Source organism: Brevundimonas sp. KM4, assembly GCF_000964075.1.
GTDB classification, from domain to species: domain Bacteria; phylum Pseudomonadota; class Alphaproteobacteria; order Caulobacterales; family Caulobacteraceae; genus Brevundimonas; species Brevundimonas huaxiensis.
Window position 1 is genome coordinate 11,904 of sequence record NZ_JZRG01000004.1, and the last position, 20,798, is coordinate 32,701.

The following is a 20,798-nucleotide window of genomic DNA, read 5'->3' on the forward strand; positions in this document are numbered from 1 at the left end:
GCCTCCTTCAGGCTTCGGGTCGCGAAAATGTCCGCGCAGCGGCCGGTGCGGACAGTGGAAACAGCAGATCGACGAAACGCTCGGCAGTCGGTTGGGGTTCGTGGTTGGCCAGGCCGGGGCGCTCGTTCGCTTCGATGAAGGCGTAGTCGGGTTCGCGCGGCGACTTCACCATCAGGTCGATGCCGGTGACCGGAATGTCGATGGCGCGCGCGGCGGCGACGGCGGCGCGGATCAGGGCGGGATGCACCTCATCCGTCACATCATGGATGGTGCCGCCCAGGTGCAGGTTGGCCGCCTTGCGCACCAAGATCTCGGCCCCTTCCGCCGCCACGTCGTTGAGACGATAGCCGGCCTCGGCCAGGGTGCGTTCGGTCTCGGCGTCGATCGGGATGGTGGATTCCCCACCGGTGGCGGCGGCGCGACGACGGCTTTGGTGTTCGACGAGGGCGCGCAAGGTCGAGCGGCCGTCGCCGAAGACGCGCGGCGGACGACGCAGGGCGCAGGCGACGACCTTGTAGTCGATCACCACCAGCCGAAGGTCCTCGCCCTGAACCTGTTCTTCGACCAGAACTTCGGAACAGATGCGGCGTGCCCGAACCAGAGCCGTCTGGACCTCGCTCATCGTCCTCAGCCCGACCGCGACGCCTTGCCCCTGTTCGCCGCGTGCCGGTTTGACGACCAGGGCGCCGAACTTACTCAGCGCTGCATCGATTGCTGACGGGCTTTCGGGATCGATCCTCTCGGGAACGCGCACGCCGGCCGCCTCGACGATGCGTCGCGTCATCCGCTTGTCGTCGCAGATGCTGAGCGCGACGGCCGAGGTCAGTTCCGACAGACTTTCGCGACACCGGACCGAGCGGCCGCCCCAGTTCAGGCGAAACAGCCCGCCCTCACCGTCGATGATCTCGGTATGGATGCCGCGCCGACGCGCCTCGTCGACGATGATCCTGGCATACGGATTCAGGTCGTGGTCGTCGGTCGGGCCGACGAACAGGGCCTCGTTGATCGGGTTCTTGCGTTTGACCCCGAAGAAGGAGACGCGACGCAAACCCAGCTTTTCGTACAGGGCGATGGCCTGGTCGTTGTCGTGCATGACCGACAGGTCCATGTGCGCCAGACCTTGGGTTTTGAAGTGTTCGGCCAGACGCCGAACCAGGGCTTCGCCGACGCCCGGCTGGGTCGCCTGGGGATCGACCGCCAAGCACCATAGCGAAGAGCCGCATTCCGGATCCTGAAAGGCGCGGGCGTGGTTGACGCCCGTCACGGTGCCGATCACAGCCCCCGTCACGGTGTCCTCGGCGATGAAATAGGTCAGGGTCCGGTCGTCCCGATGCGACCAGAAGAAGTCAGGCGGAACCGGCACCATCTTGCGCTTGGCGTAGATGTCGTTGACCGCCTGCGCATCCGTTTCCGACGTCAGCCGGCGCACGGTGAAGCCCCGGGGCTGGCGTCGGCTGGTGCGATAGGTCGCCAGTTCCAGCCGATAGGTGTGCGACGGATCCAGGAACAACTCCTGCGGCGCCGAGGCCAGCAGGACGTGCGGATTGCGAACATAGAAGGCGATGTCGCGCCGGTCCGGCCCTTCGGCGCGCAGGGCCTCGACCAACGGCTCGGCCGTCTCGAAGGTCTGGGCGAACAGCAGTCGGCCCCAGCCGCAGTCCAGCACGGCATCGGGGGTCGGTCCGTCGCCAGACTGCACCGGGGGCTTCAGGCCCTCATGCCGCAGACGTTTCAGCCGATGCGCCTTTGATCGCTCGGGGCGGATATCAGACGCCATGCTGCTGCATCCACATTTCCAGGACGGCGACCTGCCAGAGTTCGGAGCCGCGAAGGGGTGTGATGTGCTCGGTGGGATTGGCGAACAGGGTGTCCAGATAGCCCCAGTCGAACAGGCCGCGGTCGCGCGCCGCCTGATTGGTCAGGGCCTCGCGCACCATCTCCAGATATGGACCCAGGATGTATTTCAGCGCGGGCACGGGGAAATAGCCCTTCTTGCGGTCAATGACCTCGGAGGGGATCACCAGACGCGCCGCCTCTTTCAGCACGCCCTTGCCGCCTTGCGCCAGCTTGTGCTCGGGCGGGATGCGGCCCGCCAGTTCGACCAGTTCGTGGTCGAGGAAGGGCACGCGCGCCTCCAGGCCCCAGGCCATGGTCATGTTGTCGACCCGCTTCACCGGGTCGTCGACCAGCATCACCTGGCTGTCCAGACGCAGGGCCTGGTCGACCGGCGTCGCTGCGCGGCCTCGCGCAAAATGGGCCTCGACCAAAGCGCGGCTGACGTCGGTGTCGGCCATATAGGCGCCGTTCAACTGGGTCTTCAGCGTGTCGTGACTGCGGTCGAAGAAGGCCTTGGCGTAGGTTCCGACCGGATCGGTCGCGCCCAGCATCGGCGGATACCAGTGATAACCGGCGAACACCTCGTCCGCGCCCTGTCCCGACTGCACCACCTTGATGTGTTTGGAAACTTCCTGGCTCAGCAGGTAGAAGCCGACATTGTCGTAGGAGACCATCGGTTCCGACATGGCGCCGATGGCGCCCGGCAGGGCCTCCATCAGCCGCTGGTGCGGCACGAAGATCTGGTGATGCTTGGTCCCGTGATGTTTGGCGATCAGATCGGAATAGACGAACTCGTCGCCCTTCTCGCCATTGGCCTCTTCGAAACCGACCGAGAAGGTCATCAGGCCCTTCTGACCCAGTTCGGCCAGCAGACCGACAATCAGGCTGGAATCCACCCCGCCTGACAACAGCACGCCCACCGGCACGTCGGCGACCATGCGGCGCTTCACCGCTTCGCGCACACCGTCGAGGACCCGGTCGCGCCAATCCTCGGCCGTCAGGGCCGCATCCTCGGGATGGCGGGTCATGTCGGGCTGCCAGTAGAGGCGGTCCTTGGCCCGTCCATCCGCCTCGATCACGCGTATGGTCGCCGGCGGGAACTTCTTGACACCCTTCAGGATGGTGTGCGGCGGCGGCACGACCGCGTGGAAGGTCATGTAGTGGTGAAGGCCGACGGGATCGATGGTCTTGTCGATATCGCCCGCCGCCAGCAGGGCCGGCAGGGTTGAGGCAAACCGCAGACGCTTGCCGTGTTCGGCCAGATACAGCGGCTTGATGCCGAAGCGGTCGCGGGCGATCACGGTGCGGCCGGTGTCGCGCTCATGCAGCACGAAGGCGAACATGCCCTTGAACCGCTCGACGCAGGCTTCGCCCCACGCCTTCCAGGCCTTGATGATGACCTCGGTGTCGCCGTGCGAGAAGAAGCGGAAACCCATCCCCTGCAGTTCTTCGCGCAGTTCGGGATAGTTGTAGATGCAGCCGTTGAACGCCAGGGTCACGCCCAGGTCGGCGTCCACCATCGGCTGCTGCGCCTTCTCCGACAGGTCGATGATCTTCAGGCGTCGGTGACCCAGCCCCACCGGGCCGCGCACAACAATGCCCAAGCCATCCGGTCCACGGGGCGAGAGCGCATCGGTCATGCGTTGAACGGCGTCGGCATCGGCCGGTCGTCCGTCGAAATTGATCTCGCCGCTAAGACCGCACATGGATCCTCCTTGAATTGTGGAAGCAGCGGGTACAAATGGTTAGGACACGAAAGAGTTCAACCCGAATGGCCGATATTTCCCATGAGCCAGGCCCTGACGTGGCGGTTGACGCCACCGCATCCCTCGTCCGGTCGGTCCGACGCATCGCCCAGGCGATTGATGTTCGGTCTCGAGAAATTTCACGACTGACCGGGCTGACGCTGCCGCAACTCCTCGTGCTGCAATCCGTCCGCGCATTGGGTGAAGTCAGCACCAGCGCCATATCGCGGGACGTTTCCATGTCGGCGCCGACCGTCGTCGCCGTACTGGACAAGCTCGAAGCCAAGGGCATGGCCGCCCGCTATCGCTCGACCGTCGATCGCCGCGTCGTCCATGTGCGTTTGACTGACGCGGGGCGGCAGGCGTTGAATACGTCCCCGGGCCTGCTCGGCGACGGCTTCCTTGCCGCCTTGGCGGAACTTCCACACGGCGAGCGACTGGCAATGGCTCAAGCTATCGAACGCTTGGCCGTTTTGATGCAGCCGCGCGACACTTCGGCCTCTTCGAAGCCGCACCATGAGGCTGTCAGGCCCTCATAAGCGGCTCGGGATGTCGAGCCGGCGAACAGCCGGAAACGGTGATCCTGACCTGTCTGTTCCAACGCTATCTTCTGACCTCGAGCCAATCACAGAGGCCAAAACAGCAAGATGAGCGAGGGCCCCGTGACCAGAACGAGCGCGCTCAAAGGCGCGCCCAACCTGGGGTAATCAGAAAACTCATAGCCGCCAGGTCCCATAACCAGCGTGTTGCACTGGTGACCGATGGGCGTCAGGAAGTCGCACGCGGCGCCGACCGCGACCGCCATCAGGAACGGGTCTGGATTGTAGCCAAGCTGCTTGGCCAGCGTCGCTCCGATCGGGGCGACGATCAGAACGGTCGCCGCATTGTTCAGGAAGGGCGTAACCGCCATTGAGGCGAGCATGACGCCTGTAATCGCGACAACGCCCGGCAAACCTGTGAACACGTGGCGAAGCAGTCCCGCGATCAGGTCGGACCCTCCCGTGGATTGTATCGCGTCCGAGACGGGAATGAGGGCTGCGATCAGAACGAGCAGGGGTCCATCGAGGGCGGCGTAGGCCTCACGCATCTTCAAGCCGCCCAATGCGACGATGACGACGGCGGCGCCGAAGAAGGCGACGGCGACTGGAAGCAGGCCAAGGCCGACGAGCGTCATGGCGCACGCAAGAACAACGGCTGGCATGAAGCGCCTGCGCACGCTTCCGAGTTGAACCTGACGCTCCGCCAGGGGGAGTAAATCCAGCGCCCTCAGCGCGACCGGCAGCGCCTGTTCGGCGCCTTGAAGCAGGATGATATCGCCGGGGGCCAGTTTCGCCGTCCGCAGATGCTGGGTGAGTTGAAAGCCGCTTCGCGACACGCCCAACAGATTGATCCCGTGCTTGCCGTACAGATCCGAGCTTCGAACAGACTGCCCTTGCAGCGGCGAGTTTCGGCCGATGACCGCCTCCACGATCGCAATCTCCTCGGATGCGGTCGCTATGGGAACCGGGCGATCATCGCGGATGAGATTCATCTGAGCCCGACTGACGAAGCCCTCCAGCGCCTGCTGCTCGCCTTCGATCAGCAACGCGTCACCCGCCTTGACGACGACATTGCCTCTGGGACTCAGCCGCCGTTTCCCTGAACGGATCAGCGCCATGATCTTGACCTCGTCGTCGCCGAGGGCGGCAAGAGCGGACACGGTCATAGACCCCGGAGCCCAGCCTTCAGGCGCCCTGACTTCCGTGGCATAGGCGTTGGCGGCCAAGGCCGCGCTCATGGACGTTGCGCCCTGTCGATCGCGGGGCAACAGGCGATAGCCGAACGCCAAAAACGCCAAGGCGATCAGCGTGAGCGCCAGGCCCACGGGTGCGTAGTCAAACATGGCGAAGGGTTCGCCGACGATGCCCTGGCGCACTTCGGCGACGATGATGTTCGGGGCGGTCCCGACAAGGGTGACCATGCCGCCCGCCATGGCGCCGAAAGCCATCGGCATCAGGAGCCGGGAGGGAGACGACTTCGTCTGGCGCGCCACCTGAAGCGCCACCGGCATCATGATCGCCAAGGCTCCGACATTCTTCGTCGCCATGGAAAGCAACGTCACGGCACCGGTCAGAACCGGGACCTGGGAGCGCTCAGTCTTTAGCAGCGGCATCACCCGCCGCATCGCGAGCTCAATTACCCCCGATCGGGCGAAGGCGGACGAAACGATCAGCGCGCAGGCGATGATGACGGTGACGTCGTTTTTGAAACCGTCAAATGCAGCCTCGGCGGGGATGATGCCGATCGCCAATCCTGCAACCAATGCGACGACCGCGACCAGGTCGTAACGAAACCGACCCCAGATGAAGGCGCCGATTGTCAGCCCGACAAGGCCAACGGCCAGTCCCTGTTGAAACGTCACTCGCCTAGCGCCCTTGCATGATCAGCGTGCAGCGTAGGCTCAATGCTAGAAGGCAGCCAGCCCTCTGGATCATGGGTGCTGCGCCAGGGTCTGTCCGACGAACAACCTGTCGCTCGGCGCTGTGGCGGCGCCGTTCATCTTCTTCGCCGCGAGACGATTCGCTCCTGTGAAGCCCGCTTCCGCCGGCGCCGCCGCCGGTCTTCTGGCCGCAGGGCTGGCCGCCACCGTCTATGGCCTGCATTGCCCCGAGCATACGGCCGCCTTTGTGGCGGTCTGGTACACCTTGGGCATAAGCCTTGTCGCAGCCCTTGGCGCTGCTTTGGGTCGTTTCACCTTCCGCTGGTGAGTGTGTTTTGCGCGATACTGCCGTGAAGCGGTCTTGAGCCGTTTTTGAGCGGTCTCGACAGACAGATTTGGTAGGCCCGGAGGGAGTGCCCTTGCGGGCTAAGTCAATGGGTTAGACTGTCAAACCGGCTCGCAGCCGGTCCCGCAAACACTGGGAACTACAGGGCGGTGTCAAACCATCCTGTGGATCACCTTGGCCCTCAGAATGTGAGCGCCTTCCTGACAACGTCTTGCGCATCTGAGCAGAACAACACCTGAACCCTAGCCTCCACGGTTAGGTGCTTCGTGTCGTGCGAGGGGGTAGGCTAGCGTTTCTCGGGCAAAACGCGGGTGGTCGATGCCGCTTGGGGTGGTCTATTGGCTGTAACTGATCGAAAATGCTTAGAAAAGACTGGTGGACGCGACAGGGATTGAGCCTGTGGCCCCTACGATGTCAACGCGAATATTTTCAACGAATTCAATGATTGGGAATTATCCAAAGAACGGACAGGTCAAGGAAATCAGGACTCGCACCGAGGTTACACGGGCGTTTCGTGGGCGATCCTTGCGCGCGTGCGTGTCGGCTCAAACCGGCATTAAGCTGGATAATGTCGGCTCAAGGCTCCATAGTGGCTTCGGAGGCCGTCATGCGTCGCAGTCGCCTGCATACCACCCCGCCCTATGAAGTCGAGGCCGCCCTGAAGCGGTTAGGAGCGGACCTGCGCACCGCGCGTCTGCGCCGAAACGTCACCATGATCGAGGCGGCCGAGCGGCTGGGTGTCGGCCGCGAAGCCATCGCCAACGCCGAGCGGGGAAAGCCGTCAACCAGCGTCGCCATCTATGCGGCCTTGCTGTGGTCCTACGGTCTGATCGAGCGCCTGGCGTCGCTGGCCGCACCGCTCGCCGACGAAGAAGGCCTGCGCCTCGCCAGTCTGAACGAGCGCCAGCGCGCCCGTGTCGGCCAGGCGCTGGACGACGACTTCTGAGCCGCGCCATGCCGCAGGCCTACGTCTACATCACCCTGCCCGGCGCCACCCAGGCCGTCACCGCCGGGCGGTTCGAGCGCCAGGTCGACCGCAACGGGGTCGCTGTCGGCCGCTTCGTCTACGGCCGCCGCTATCGCGAGCGGCCCGATGCAGTCGAGATCGATCCGATCGAGCTGCGTCTGGGCCGCGCGCAGTTCGAGACCGTGCGCCTGAACGGCGTCTTCGGCGCCCTGCGCGACTCAAGCCCGGATTATTGGGGACGGCGGGTCATAGAGAAACACGCCGGCGTCGACGCGTTGGGCGAACTCGACTACCTGCTGCACTCGCCCGACGACCGGGCGGGCGCCCTCGGCTTCGGTCTGGGCGTCGAGCCGCTCGCGCCGATCCGTGAGTTCAACAAGACTTGGGACCTTGAGAAGCTTCAGGCGCTGGCCGACACCCTGATCGCCGACCAAGCCCCCAAGGACGCGGCGGCGGTCGAGGAACTGCTGCTGCTGGGCACCTCCATGGGCGGCGCTCGGCCGAAGGTGGTGGTCGAGCACGACGGAGCCTTGTGGCTGGCCAAATTCAACCGCGCCGACGACCGCTGGAACATGGCGCGCATGGAGCACGCCACCCTGTTGCTCGCGAGGCGGTGCGGGTTGCAGGCTCTCGACTCTTAGGTTGTGGCCGTGGGCGGACGGGATGTCCTGTTGGTCCGCCGCTTCGATCGCGAGCGCGCCAAGGACGGCTACGCCCGCGCCCGCATGGTCAGCGCCCTCACCCTGCTGGAGACCGATGAGACCCCGGATGGTCGGGCCCGCTGGTCCTACGTCATTCTGGCCGAGACGTTGCGTCGGATCAGCGAGCGACCGCGCGAGGACGCGCACGAACTGTTCCGCCGCATGGTCTTCAACGCCCTGATCTCGAACATCGATGACCACCCGCGCAACCATGCCGCCATCGCGCCCGGCCGGGGCTGGCGCCTGTCTCCGGCCTACGACCTCTCTCCGACACCGTCAGTCAGCGAGGACCGCCGCGACCTGGCCATGGCCTGCGGCGCCCAGGGGCGCTCCGCCAACGCCGCGAACCTGCTCAGCGAAAGCGGGCGGTTCCTGCTGCCTCCTGCCCAAGCCGCCGCCGTGGTGGACGAAGTGGAGCGGGTGGTGACGAGCGAATGGTATGCGATCGCGCGCGCGGCCGGGGTCAGCGAGGCTGATTGCGGGTCGGTGAGCAGCGCTTATGGGTATCCGGGATTCCGGCGATAGCGAACTCAGACTGTAGAGGCGGCGAGGCTGGCTAGCCCACGGTGAGGACCATCCGCACCCGTTCGGACAGGCTGTTGGCGCCCATCTTGGTCATGGCGTTGGCGCGATAGACCTCAACGGTGCGCGGGCTGATGTCGAGGTCGAAGGCGATGACCTTGTTGGCGTGGCCCTTGACCAGCCCGTCGAGAACATCGCGTTCGCGCGCCGACAGGCTCTCCAGCCGGGCCTTGATGCGTTGGCGTTCGGCATCCGCCGCCAGGGTGCGGTCCGGAGATTTCGAAGCCGATCTTGTTCGAGCGCTTCGTCATCGTCTCAGTGCAGTGGGTGTTCTATCTAAGTCAGCCTGTTGTTCTTGCGCTGAGCACCAGCCGGACGCACCGGCGGCGTAAGCGCCCTGAGCAGCGCCCCTCCCCTTTTGCAACGCCAGTGCGGATGCTCTCAAAATGAGAGTGACAGCACAACCTTGTGGCTGTAAAAGGCGGTATTCGAGGCGCGGGGCGCTGTTTCAGCGAGCGCTTTCTTTATGTGCGGCATCATCGGCGTCACCGGCGAGGGCCCGGTCGTTCCGCGCCTGCTCGACAGCCTCAAGCGGCTGGAATACCGGGGCTACGATTCCGCCGGCGTCGCCGCCGTGGTGGACGGCCGGATCGAGCGCCGCCGCGCCAAGGGGAAAATCCGCGCGCTGGAAGAGGTGCTGGCCGACCAGCCCCTGAAGGCCACCGTCGGCATCGGCCACACCCGTTGGGCCACGCACGGCGCGCCGAACGTGCCCAACGCCCACCCGCACCAGGCCGGGCGCGTGACCCTGGTTCACAACGGCATCATCGAGAATTTCGCCGAACTGAAGGCCGAATTGGCGGCTCTGGGCCATGTGTTCGAAAGCCAGACCGACACGGAGGTGGTGGCCCATCTGCTGGACCAGACCCTGTCCGAAGGCTCGGCGCCGCTGGACGCCTTCAAGGCGACGCTGAACCGGCTGACCGGCGCCTATGCGCTGGCGGTGCTGGTCGAGGGCGAGGACGGGCTGATCCTGGGCGCCCGGCGCGGCAGCCCGCTGGTGGTCGGCTGGGGCGCGGGCGAAATGTACCTGGGCTCGGACGCCCTGGCGGTGGGGTCCTTCACCCAGAGGATTACCTACCTGGAAGAGGGCGATTACGTCGCCGTCGATCGCGCGGGCGCGCGCATGTTCGACGCGAGCGGGGTCGCCGTCGAACGCGCTATCGTCCAGGTCTCCGCCTCCTCGGCCATGGTCGAGAAGGGCGAATACCGCCACTTCATGGAAAAGGAGATCCACGAACAGCCCGACAGCGTTCAGCACACCTTGTCGGAGTATCTCGACCTGGTGACCGGAAAGGCCAAGACGCCGGCCCTGGATTTCGCCGCAATCGACCGCGTCCAGATCATCGCCTGCGGCACCGCCTTCTACGCTGGCCAGATCGGCCGCTACGCCTTTGAGCGCATCGCCGGCCTGCCGTGCGACGTCGAGATCGCCTCGGAGTTCCGCTACCGCTCGCCCGCTCTTGGCAAGCGTACCCTGGCGGTTGCCGTCAGCCAGTCTGGCGAGACCGCCGACACCCTGGCCAGCCTGACGTGGTGCAAGCGCGAGGGGCTGAAGACCGCGGCGGTGGTCAATGTCCACTCGTCATCGATGGCGCGAGAGGCCGGGGTGCTATGGCCGACGCATGCGGGCCCGGAGATCGGCGTGGCCTCCACCAAGGCCTTCACCGCCCAGGTCGCGGCGCTGTTGGCGCTGGCGGTCGCGGCGGGCGTGGCTCGAGGCCGCCTCGACGCCGCCGAGGAGGCCGAGCTGGTCAAGGCCCTGTTCGAAAGCCCGCGCCTGATCGCCGAATGCGCCGAGCATCACGCCGACATCGAAGCTGTCGCCCACGACCTGGCCAAGGCCAGAGACGTGCTGTTCCTGGGTCGCGGCGCCATGTTCCCGCTGGCCATGGAAGGCGCGCTGAAGCTGAAGGAGATCAGCTACATCCACGCCGAGGGCTACGCCGCCGGCGAGCTGAAGCACGGCCCCATCGCCCTGATCGACGAGGAAACGCCGACCGTCGCCCTGGCGCCGCTGGACGACGTGTTCGAAAAGACCTGCTCCAACCTGCAGGAAGTCTCCGCCCGCGGCGGTCCCGTGATCATGATCGCCCCGGAGACCGCCCCCGCTCCGCACGGCGCCGACATCCGCCGCATCCACGCCCCCGACTGTCACCCCCTGATCGCGCCCCTGGTCTACGCCGTCCCGGTCCAGTTGCTGGCCTACTACACCGCCGTCCACAAGGGCACGGACGTGGACCAGCCCCGCAACCTGGCGAAGTCGGTGACGGTGGAGTGACCATGCTGGAGGTTCGCTGAATGCCGCACCGTTTCAAAGCGCCGGCGCGGTTCGGAGTCACCGACGCCACGAAGTTCGCCCTGCATGTGGGCGTGCTGTTTGTCGCGTTTCTCGCGGCCTATGAAATCCGGCGCGCCCTGCCGCTGGAGTGGTGGCTGACCCAAAGCGATGCGATCCGGGTCCTGGGCTGGGCGGCGCTGTATGCCGGGATAGGCGGTGCGGTCGAACTCGTCGCCAAGACTGAACGGTCCGCCTGGCGCTATACGTCTCTGGGCGAGCTGCTGGCCCTGGCGCGCAGCCTTGTCGCGGCCATGGCTCTGTTCCTGGTACTCGTGTTCGGCCTCGATCGGGGTCTGCAACTGCCGCGCTCGGTTCTGGTTCTCGCCCTTCTGTTCAGCCTGCTGGGACTGGCGGGCTTGCGGCTGTGCTGGCGCCTGGCTCACGATCCTCACCTGCTTCGTCGATCGGTCGCAGGCGGCCTCAAGGCCGGAGAGCTCCACGCCGCTCGCAACACGCCCCTGCTCGTGGTGGGAGACATGAAGGCCGCAGACGCGCATCTGCGCCACCTCCTGGCCGATGCCCGGTCGCCGCACCAGCCGGTCGGGATCATCACGCCCAACGGGGGCGAGGTCGGCCTGCGTCTTCATGGCGTGCCGGTGCTGGGCATGGTCGGCGAGTGGCGCCTGCCCGAGACGGCGGATGGGCCGCGTTACGCCATCCTTTTCCTCGACGATCCGGTTCAGGCCTGGAACGTCAGTCCGGCGCGCATCGGCGAGGTGCGCAAGGCGGGCCATACGCTGCTTCGGCCGCGGATGCTGGTGGACCTGGCGGCGACGGACGGAGATCCCCAGGCGCTGAAGGAAATCCCGCTGGAGGAGTTCCTGCCGCGCAGCCCGGTTCGGCTCGACCCCGCGCGCGTTCGCCAGCTTGTGCAGGGCAAGCGCGTGCTGGTGACCGGCGCGGGCGGCAGCATCGGCTCCGAAATCTGCCGCCAGGTCGCCGCCTTCGGCTGTGGTCATCTGGCGCTGCTGGACCATTCGGAGTTCGGCCTGTTTAAGATCGACCAGGAGATCGGCCAGGCCTATCCCCACCTGACGCGCCGCGAGATCATCTGCGACGTGCGCGACCGCCGCCGCGTCTCAGCCTGGGTGTCGCAAGAAGCGCCGGACATCATCTTTCACGCCGCGGCGCTGAAGCATGTGCCCATTGTCGAACATCACCCGGCCGAGGGCGTGCTGACCAATGTGATCGGCACCTGGAATGTCGCCGAGGCGGCGCGAGAGGCGCGCGTGCCGCAGATGGTGATGATCTCCACCGACAAGGCGGTCGACCCCGCCAACGTCATGGGCGCCACCAAGCGGCTGGCCGAGGCCGTGGTGCGGGGGCTGCACGACCAAGCGGGCGACACCGCCTTTAGCGTGGTTCGGTTCGGCAATGTGCTGGGATCGGCCGGATCGGTGGCGCCGATTTTTCAGGACCAGATCCGGCGCGGCGGCCCGGTGACCGTCACCCACCCGGACGTCGAGCGCTATTTCATGACCATACCCGAGGCGGTGCAACTGGTGCTGCACGCCACGGCCGAAAGCGCCGCGCGCGAGCTGTCGCGCCCCAGCGTTTTCGTGCTGGACATGGGCGAGCCGGTGAAGATCATGGACATGGCGCGCAACATGATCCTGCTCCACGGCCTGCAGCCGGATGTGGACGTGGCGATCACCTTCACCGGCCTGAGGCCGGGCGAGAAGCTGATGGAGGAGCTGGTGGACACCAGCGAGCGTGTCGTGGCGCGGCTGGACTCGGTGATGGAGGTGGTGGAACACGGCGCGTCGGCCGTTGTGTCCCAAGATCAGGTCGAGGCGCTGGAGGCGCTGGCGCGAACCGGCGACGAATCCGAGGTGTGTCGCACGGTTTATGAGCACGTGGCGAGATTACGCGGTAGCTCAGGGATTGACTTGCCGTCTGAGGTCGGTGGCGCCAACGGTCTGAGGGCGTTGAATGTCGGAAGAAAGAGACGATGAAAAACGCCTCTGATGCGGCACGTCCCGCCGCGCTGCTCTCTGTTGTCGCCGGCCTGTTCCGCCACCTTCCGCATCAGCTCCGCCGGGCCGCGATCGGCGTGCTCGCGCTTATGCTCGTCGGGGCCGGGGCGGAGCTATTCACGCTCGGCGCGCTGTTGCCGTTCCTGGCGGCTGTGGCCGCGCCGGAGAACTCGCCGCTGTTGCGGGCGATGCAGCCACTGTTCGAGCTGGTCGGAGCGCACACGCCGCGCCAGGTGCTGTTCACCTTGACCGCCCTGTTCGCGCTGGCGGCGCTGACGGCGGCCATGCTGCGGTTGATCCTGCTGTGGGCTAGCCAGAGGTTCGTCTACAGCGTTTCGTATGAGCTGGGCGTGAAGCTCTACTCCGATACGCTGCAACAGCCCTATTCCTACCATCTCAGCCGCAACAGCAGCGAGATCATCGCTTCGATCACCAAGGTCGAGATGATCACGCACCAGGTCCTCAATCCGTTGATGACGGCCGCTGTCGCCGTGGTGATTTCCGTCGCCATCATCACCGGGCTGATCGTCGTCGATCCGATCGTGGCGTTGCTGTCGGGAGGCGGGTTTGTCGCCGTCTATCTGCTGGTCTCCCTGGCCACCCGGCACCGTCTTCAAGCCAACGGCGTGGTCATCGCGCGGTCGCAGGGCGCGCGTGTGCGCGCCCTCCAGGAAGGTCTCGGCGGCATCCGCGACGTGCTGCTGGACCGGTCGCAATCGGTTTTCGTCGACACCTATGAGAAGGCCGAGGCTGACTTCCGCGACGCCCGCGCTCGCAACGCCCTGTTCGCCAATGCGCCCCGGTTTCTCGTGGAAGGCCTGGGGCTGATCCTGATCGCCGGCATAGCGGTCGCAGTCACAAGTCGTTCCGGCGGCTTCAGCGCGGCCATACCGACCCTTGGCGCGCTCGCCCTGGGCGCCCAGAAGCTGTTGCCCCTGACCCAGCAGATTTACGGCGGGTGGTCTTCCGCCCTCGGCAACCGACAGAACCTGGTGGATGTCAGCGAACTCTTGTCCCGCGCCGTGTCGCCGGTGGGGCAGGCAGAAACAGCGCTGCCCTTTGCAGACACCATCCGACTGACGGATGTAGGCTTCGCCTATGGGGGCGCAGGGGCGCGCGCGCTGTCGGGCGTCAATCTGGAGATCCGCAAGGGCATGCGGCTCGGGATCGTCGGCAAGAGCGGCAGCGGCAAGTCGACGCTGATGGATCTAATTCTCGGCTTGCTGGAGCCGAGCGAAGGCCAGATCGCGGTGGACGGAGTTCGGCTGACGCCGGAAAACCGCGCCGCCTGGCAGAGAAACATCGCCCATGTGCCGCAGGCGATCTTCCTGGCCGACGCCAGCGTGGCGGAGAACATCGCCTTCGGCGTCAGGAGGCGGGACATCGACCTCGAGCGCGTGCGACGCGCGGCCGAACAGGCCGAGCTGGCGGATGTGATCGCCGTGCTTCCGAACGGCTATGAGACCCGTGTGGGCGAACGCGGCATCCAGCTCTCCGGCGGCCAGCGTCAGCGGATCGGCATCGCCCGGGCGCTCTATAAGCAGGCCAGTGTCCTGGTGTTCGACGAGGCGACCAGCGCCTTGGACAGTGAGACGGAGATGTCCGTGATGGCGGCCATCGCGCGATTGGACAGGAGTCTAACCATCCTTGTCATCGCTCATCGACTCTCGACCCTTGAAGGTTGTGACGCGGTAGCGACACTGGAGCGCGGGGAGGTGAATGGTTTGGCTAAGAGGATCTTTCGTGAGTCTCCGAACTGTTTAGCGTCATGACCAACGTGCTCGTGATCACCAGCTACTGGCCGACGGAAGCCAACTCGATTTCAGGGATCTTTGTTGCTCAGCAACTCAACGCGTTCTGCCGGTCCGGATTTCACATTACTGTTGTCGTGGGGCGAACCATCGGTAGGGATCGAGCACGGCTACTCTCCCCGAAAGAGCTCGGTCTCAGTGACCAGTCAGTGCACCTGATAGAACTTCCCTACTTTAGATTGCCTGAAATCTTCTCTCGGCACTCAGTAGCCATGGCGGTAAATACCTACTGTTTTGGACATGCTGCTGCCGTGCATCTAAACCAGAAGGACGGCGCGCGCGCTTACTCAATTTGTATAATCCATGGGCTGCGATACGGGGGACTGTCCTTGCCCGCGTGGTCGAAGTTCGTACCGGCGAAGAAACTGATCGTCATCCATGGTGTGGATCCCGTTCTGACAAGACCTAGCCTGAGAGCGTATCTTCAACGTCGCCTGCGTCGTGTAGATGCGTCGGTAGAGAAGTTCATACTCGTTGGGTCTCCATTGGCCCGGCACGCGTCCACCTTAGGTATAAAAAGCAATCGTCATACTGTGATCGCTAACGGAGCGGAACTTCCCAGAGTTGGAACGGAACCCGGATCGAGAACGGACTCTCACGGCAAAGTGACAGTTGTTAGCGTATCGAATTTGATCCGTCTGAAAGGAGTTGATCAAAATATACGAGCGCTAGCTATGATCGACTCCGCTTGCCCCAATCTGAGTTGGGAGTACGAGATCATCGGCGATGGTCCTGAAAGGGATGCCTTAGAGCGCTTGGCTAAATCGCTCGGAATCTCAGACAGGGTCTTCTTTCGCGGCCGCCTCGAGTATGAAGAAACGATGAGCGCCTTGTCTCGTGCCGACATATTTTCGCTCCCAAGCTGGGGGGAGGCGTTTGGAATAGTGTATTTGGAAGCCATGATGAGGGGCCTGCCTGCTGTGGGTTGTCATGAGAACGGAGCCGCCGACATCATTAGTGACGGCACGGACGGCTTCCTGGTTCAGCCGCTCGATCCGGAGGCGCTCTCAAAAGTGCTAAAGCGTCTAATAGAGGATAAAGCCCTTCGGTTTCAGGTGGGGCGCAGGGCGAGATCGAAAGCCAAGACTTTCACTTGGGAGGAAAACGTTCAGCGCGTCCTCCAAGTTGCGGAATTGAAGGCCGAACGATGAGAGTGGCCTTCATACCCTTTGACGATGTCGCGTTGTTCCCCAATCTCTACAACACGGCTGCACAGATTGCGAATTTGGGCCACGATACTGTTTTTATTTCCGAGGGGCGACCATCCTCTATGGGGGACGCGGTTGGCGTGAAGGCGGTGGAATGGCGCAGGGTAGAGCTGCCCACCGGAGTGGCTTCTCGGATACCTGTACTACGAGGAGCACACACGAGCATCTTCAGGCATCTCTGCTCTGCTCATCCGCATGTCATTGTAGCTGAGCAGGCTTATGTTCTACCAGCGATGCTCTACAAGATGCTGGCTCGCCAGAACGTGAAGATCATAGGTTACTACGCGGACTATTGGCCGGATGCGTGGTATGCAAAGATTACAGGTTCGCTCAGTTTCCTGTTGGATGCATATGTCGACGTTTGCGATATACGGCTGCAGTGGCGCAAGAAAAACTGGCCGGGCATGCGCGGCGATTATTTCATCACCCGCCAAGCGCCGCATAGGCGCAGATCCGAGAAACACGAGGATCATCGCGGAGCAGTGAGGATTGTTTTCGCCAGTTCTGGGTACGTACTTGGGCTGGAGCGAGAGAGGCTTTCTCGCTTCTTGGAAAGGCTTTGCTGCCATGGAATGGCAGTGGATTGGTACTTGCCAGGTTCAGATGAAGTGCGGTTGGCCGCGAAAGCATTAACTTCCCATGATCTCTTCAGGGTGCTGGAGCCGGTAGAGAAATCACGCCTTCCGGAGGTCCTCGGTCAATATGATGTTGGGTTGCACTGGGCCCCGATGGCAGAGCGCGCGTACGATCCCTATTACTTCGACTCGACCGCCTCAAATAAGATCGGCGAGTATATCGCCGCTGGCTTGGTAGTCGGACATGCCGGCAACCCGGGATTGTCTTATCTTCCTGCCGACGTCTGCGCGATCTTCGATCCGACGGATCCGGAGGCGGGAGCAGATCAGCTCGCCTCCGCGCTTGCTGACCGCGGCGACGTCGAGCGCAAGCGCAAGGCTGCCCTAGGATATCACCTCGGCGAGATGAACTTCGAGGCGCAAGCTGAACCGTTCATCCGTTACATCACGCAGCCAGCGTGAGCTCGTCTGTAGTGACTTTTCCAATCGTGCCATTGTCCCGCCGGCCTGGAGCGAAGCCGGGGAGCGAGCCTCGCGCAGGGGCGACGACTGATGACCGTGCGCACCGTGGGACGACCCTATGGAAGTGACCAGTCGGCAATTGTCGGTGCTAAGCCTGCGGCGCGATGGCAGTGGCGCGCCCCGCGCCGACCTACTGACCTACTTGCCACTCGTCCTGCTGCTCGCTCTCCGGCTAGCGGCCCCATCCACGGCGGGGCTCGCCTACATCGGCCTGGGCGCTTACGCCCTGCTAGGACGCAGACAGGCCATCTATGCGCTCACCCTGTCCTGGCTATTCACCATGGTCAATCCGGATATTGCGCCGGAGAGCACGGGGGCAGGCGCAGGGCGGTATCTTGTCATGCTGGCGGCTGCATCCTCGGCGTTGCTTCGCAGCGGCTTTCTGACGCGGCATCTTCAGGTTCGCCCCTTCACGGTCGCGACGGTGCTGCTAAGCGGGTTCTTCGTCCTGCATTCGGTGCTGGTCAGTCCGTTGCCGGACGTGTCGATCCTCAAGGCGTTATCCTGGGGGCTGACCATGACGGCGCTGCTTTCGCTTTGGCTCGGCTTGTCGCCGTCAGAGTTTGTAGCGGCGACGCGGGACTTGTTCTGGGGATTGACCTTGGTGCTGGTTCTCAGCCTGCCATTTCTGGTGTTGCCCGCCGGCCACGCCGTAAACGGCACAGGCTTTCAGGGCATTCTCAACCACCCGCAGGCGTTCGGTATGACGATGGCTCTGCTCGGCGCCTGGGCCGGCGCCCGCATGTTCGGCGAGCGGCGGCCGAGCTGGATGCTGATCGCGCTCACCGGAGGAAGTCTCGTCTCGGTATTTTTGTCCGAGGCGCGCACCGGTGGCGTGGCCATGGTTCTCGGACTTGGTCTGTCGCTGGTGCTCTCTCCGGTGTTCGCTGGACGGAGCCTGGTTCTGATGGCGCCCGGCTTCGGCAGTGGTCGCGTGTGGTTGACCCTCGGAGCGGGCGCGATCGCCAGCGTCGCCATGGCCGCCACCTTTGCGGAGCTGATCGGCAGGTTTCTGTCCAAGTCGAACCGCAGCGGCACGAGCGGGTTGTTCGACGCCTATGAAGCATCGCGAGGTTTTCTGATCGACCGCATGGTGGCGAATATAGCCGATGACCCGCTTCGCGGCATCGGTTTCGGCATCGCATCTGAACCGTCCCTGATGGTGGTGGAACGGGATCCGGTCCTGGGTCTGCCCCTGGGGGCGGCGATCGAGAAGGGCATTGCACCCTTGGCTGTGCTGGAGGAACTCGGCGTGATCGGGGCGCTTCTGGTAGCCGCGTGGATCATCTGGCTGTTGCGCAGGGGCGCGGTAGGGGGGCTCGCGCCCTTCGCCGTCTGCCTGACGGCCCTGGCGCTCAACATGGGAGAGAACACGCTGTTCTCGCCCGGAGGACAAGGCATGTTGCCCCTGATCCTGTTTGGCTGGATCTACGCCGGTGGAAGCCGGCGCGCGGGCTCCAATGCGTAGGCCCGTCTGGTTCTGGCAGCGCATTGTCTCGCCGCACATGGCGGGTCTCGCCTCGGCGCTCGCCGAGCGAGGCGTGGACGTGACCTATGCGGCGGAGCGGCCGATGTCGGCGGATCGCGCGGCCCAGGGGTGGGGCACGCCTGATCTGGGCGGCGCGCGCCTGGTCTATGCCCAGGATGCGGCGGCCGCCAGCCGCTTGGCGCGGTCGGCGCCGGCAGACAGCTTGCACATCTGTCAGGGATTGCGCGGCAATGGCGTGGTCGCGACGGCTCAGGCCGTGCTGGCCAACCGTGGACTGACGCAGTGGGTGGTGATGGAGACGGTGGAGAACGCCGGCTGGCGAGGCCTCGTTCGGCGTCTGGAGTATCGCAGGCTGATCGCCAGCAGGCGAAAGACCGTGACCGGCTATCTGGCCACCGGACACGAAACGCCTGGGTGGCTGATGGCGCGCGGCGCGCCCGCCGAGCGCGTGTTCCCGTTCGCCTATTTCCTGTCCGACGAGATCGGGCGCACGCCGCCGCCGCCCCGGCCCGCCGGCGGCTTTCGCATTCTGTTCGTGGGCCAGTTCATAGAACTGAAGCGGCTCGATCTCTTGATCCAGGCCGTGGCCGCGCTTGGGCGTGACGATGTTGAACTCCAGGTGATCGGCTCCGGGCCTCAGGAGGAGGCGCTTCGGCGTCTGGCCACAGACGCCTTGGGATCGCGTCTCCGGTGGATCGGCCGTGTTCCGTCCGTCGATGTTCCAAGCCACATGGCTCAAGCCGACCTCCTGGTGCTGCCGAGCCGCTATGACGGGTGGGGCGCGGTGGTTTCGGAAGCGATCATGGTGGGCACGCCCGCCGTTTGCAGCGATCGATGCGGCTCGGCCGGCGTCGTTCGCGCCAGCGGCCGGGGCGGGGTCTTCGCAGCGAATGATCTGGACGCCTTGACCGCCCTGCTGCGCCGTCTAATGGACCAAGGATCGCCGTCGCCGGACCAGCGCGCAGCCTTGGCGGCATGGGGCCGGCGCCTGGGCGCCGGTGCGGGCGCGGACTATCTCCAAGCCATTCTGGCCTTTTCGGACAAAGGCGGAGATTGTCCGGCGGCGCCCTGGATGCTGTTCGAGGAGCCGGCGCAATGACCCGTCCCGCCATTCTCACTTTCGCCGGCCATTACCTGCCAGGCTACAAGGCCGGGGGGCCGATCCGGTCGATCGCCAACATGGTGGAGCAGCTGGGGGACGAGTTCGACTTCCGCATCGTGGCGGCCGATCGCGATCTGGGGGACGCCGCGCCTTTCCCCGACGTCGCCGTCAACACCTGGAACATCGTTGGCGGGGCGCGGGTGTTTTATCGCTCCCCCGGGGCGACGGGCTGGCGCGCTCTGCTGAAGAGTTTGGAGCAGGGGTCGTTCGACCTGATCTATCTGAACAGCTTTTTCTCGACCGGGGCGGCCCTGCGCCCGCTGGTTTATCGGGCCGTGGCGCGTCTGGCGAGAAAACCGGTCCTGCTCGCGCCGCGCGGCGAGTTCTCGCCCGGGGCGCTTGCGCTGAAGCCGACCAAGAAGCGCGCTTTCATCGCGCTGGCGCGGGCGACGGGGCTGTACCGAAACGTCGTGTTCCAGGCCTCGTCCGAGCATGAAGCGGCCGACATCCGACGGACGCTCGGCGATGTGCCGGTTCACGTCGCGTCCGATCTGCCGGGCCGTTCCGCACCGGATGCGGACCGGCTCGATGTTGCCGCGCCGGGGCAGCCGCTTCGCGCCGTGTTCCTGTCGCGCATAAGCCCTATGAAGAACCTCCTGGGGGCGATCGAAATGCTGGCGCGGGTCAGGGCGCCCATCACCTTCGACATCTATGGGGTGATTGAGGATGGGGCCTATTGGGCGCGCTGTCAGGCCGCCATCGCCGCCCTGCCGCCGCATGTTCAGGCGCGCTATCAACGGCCACTGCGGCCCGACGAGGTGATCGAGGTGCTGGCCCGGCATGACTTCTTTTTTCTGCCGACGCTCGGCGAAAACTATGGCCACGTCATCCGCGAGGCTCTGTCCGCGGGCTTGCCGGTGCTGATCAGCGATCGGACGCCATGGCGCGGCCTTGTCGCCGAGTCGGCGGGCGCCGACCTGCCGCTGGAGGCGCCGGACGCCTTTGTCGCCTGGGTCGAACAGTTCGCCGCTCTGGCTCCGGCCGAACGCGCCGCCATGCGCCGCGCCGCGCGGACCCGGGGCGACGATCCGGCGGCGGCGGCGGCGGCCGTGAACGCCAATCGCACCCTGCTGCTCCGCGCCCTTGGCGCGGCGGCCTAAGACGCTTTCCCCAGGACT

14 protein-coding genes and 2 pseudogenes are annotated in these 20,798 nt (G+C 64.9%); 12 read left to right on the forward strand and 4 right to left on the reverse strand.

Annotation, left to right across the window (positions count from 1 at the left end):
• Positions 1-7: 7 nt before the first annotated feature.
• Entirely contained in the window at positions 8-1,777 is a 1,770-nt protein-coding gene (gene ngg, locus VH88_RS01015; RefSeq protein ID WP_045809604.1) for an N-acetylglutaminylglutamine synthetase, read from the reverse strand.
• The gene (locus VH88_RS01020; protein ID WP_045809605.1) at positions 1,767-3,542 is read right to left on the reverse strand and encodes an N-acetylglutaminylglutamine amidotransferase; all 1,776 of its coding nucleotides are present in this window, start codon (positions 3,540-3,542) and stop codon (positions 1,767-1,769) included. The genes ngg and VH88_RS01020 overlap by 11 nt, the downstream gene beginning before the upstream one ends.
• Positions 3,543-3,607: 65 nt before the next feature.
• On the opposite strand from VH88_RS01020, the gene VH88_RS01025 reads away from it, so the two are divergent.
• Positions 3,608-4,120 (forward strand): MarR family winged helix-turn-helix transcriptional regulator, encoded by a 513-nt coding sequence (locus VH88_RS01025; protein WP_045809606.1) that lies wholly within the window; start codon positions 3,608-3,610, stop codon positions 4,118-4,120.
• A gap of 86 nt (positions 4,121-4,206) precedes the next feature.
• Here the strand turns inward: VH88_RS01025 and VH88_RS01030 are convergent, their stop codons facing one another.
• The gene (locus VH88_RS01030; RefSeq protein ID WP_045809607.1) at positions 4,207-5,982 is read right to left on the reverse strand and encodes an SLC13 family permease; all 1,776 of its coding nucleotides are present in this window, start codon (positions 5,980-5,982) and stop codon (positions 4,207-4,209) included.
• A gap of 64 nt (positions 5,983-6,046) precedes the next feature.
• Here VH88_RS01030 and VH88_RS01035 point away from each other — a divergent pair, with 64 nt between their 5' ends.
• The 3 genes and pseudogenes from VH88_RS01035 to VH88_RS16350 all read left to right on the forward strand — a co-directional run bounded on the left by VH88_RS01035 (position 6,047) and on the right by VH88_RS16350 (position 8,539).
• Entirely contained in the window at positions 6,047-6,328 is a 282-nt protein-coding gene (locus VH88_RS01035; protein WP_045809608.1) for an NrsF family protein, read from the forward strand.
• A gap of 625 nt (positions 6,329-6,953) precedes the next feature.
• Positions 6,954-7,292: a helix-turn-helix transcriptional regulator gene (locus VH88_RS01040; RefSeq protein ID WP_052689445.1), complete on the forward strand. Its 339-nt coding sequence runs from the start codon at positions 6,954-6,956 to the stop codon at positions 7,290-7,292.
• A gap of 8 nt (positions 7,293-7,300) precedes the next feature.
• Positions 7,301-8,539 (forward strand): annotated as a pseudogene (locus VH88_RS16350) (type II toxin-antitoxin system HipA family toxin).
• Positions 8,540-8,570: 31 nt separating this feature from the next.
• On the opposite strand, the pseudogene VH88_RS15490 reads toward VH88_RS16350, so the two are convergent.
• Positions 8,571-8,762, reverse strand: a pseudogene (locus VH88_RS15490) (LuxR C-terminal-related transcriptional regulator); the annotation flags it as partial.
• Between the two features lie 300 nt (positions 8,763-9,062).
• Between VH88_RS15490 and glmS the strand changes: the two are divergent.
• The 8 genes from glmS (at position 9,063) to VH88_RS01085 (ending at position 20,780) form a co-directional block, all read left to right on the forward strand.
• Complete coding sequence (gene glmS, locus VH88_RS01050; protein WP_045809610.1) at positions 9,063-10,877, forward strand: glutamine--fructose-6-phosphate transaminase (isomerizing); 1,815 nt, start codon at positions 9,063-9,065, stop codon at positions 10,875-10,877.
• Positions 10,878-10,897: 20 nt separating this feature from the next.
• Positions 10,898-12,892, forward strand: coding sequence for a nucleoside-diphosphate sugar epimerase/dehydratase (locus VH88_RS01055; RefSeq protein WP_045809611.1), 1,995 nt, complete (start codon positions 10,898-10,900; stop codon positions 12,890-12,892).
• Positions 12,889-14,685, forward strand: coding sequence for an ABC transporter ATP-binding protein (locus VH88_RS01060; RefSeq protein WP_045809612.1), 1,797 nt, complete (start codon positions 12,889-12,891; stop codon positions 14,683-14,685). Before VH88_RS01055 ends, VH88_RS01060 begins: the two co-directional genes overlap by 4 nt.
• A 251-nt stretch (positions 14,686-14,936) precedes the next feature.
• Positions 14,937-15,875, forward strand: a complete 939-nt coding sequence (locus VH88_RS15495; protein ID WP_231576546.1) for a glycosyltransferase family 4 protein — start codon at positions 14,937-14,939, stop codon at positions 15,873-15,875.
• A gap of 2 nt (positions 15,876-15,877) precedes the next feature.
• Positions 15,878-16,969: a hypothetical protein gene (locus VH88_RS01070; protein WP_156146717.1), complete on the forward strand. Its 1,092-nt coding sequence runs from the start codon at positions 15,878-15,880 to the stop codon at positions 16,967-16,969.
• A gap of 118 nt (positions 16,970-17,087) precedes the next feature.
• Positions 17,088-18,497: a hypothetical protein gene (locus VH88_RS01075; protein ID WP_052689438.1), complete on the forward strand. Its 1,410-nt coding sequence runs from the start codon at positions 17,088-17,090 to the stop codon at positions 18,495-18,497.
• Positions 18,490-19,617 (forward strand): glycosyltransferase, encoded by a 1,128-nt coding sequence (locus VH88_RS15310; protein ID WP_052689439.1) that lies wholly within the window; start codon positions 18,490-18,492, stop codon positions 19,615-19,617. Before VH88_RS01075 ends, VH88_RS15310 begins: the two co-directional genes overlap by 8 nt.
• Entirely contained in the window at positions 19,614-20,780 is a 1,167-nt protein-coding gene (locus VH88_RS01085) for a glycosyltransferase family 4 protein (protein WP_052689440.1), read from the forward strand. The genes VH88_RS15310 and VH88_RS01085 overlap by 4 nt, the downstream gene beginning before the upstream one ends.
• The last annotated feature ends 18 nt before the right edge of the window (positions 20,781-20,798 follow it).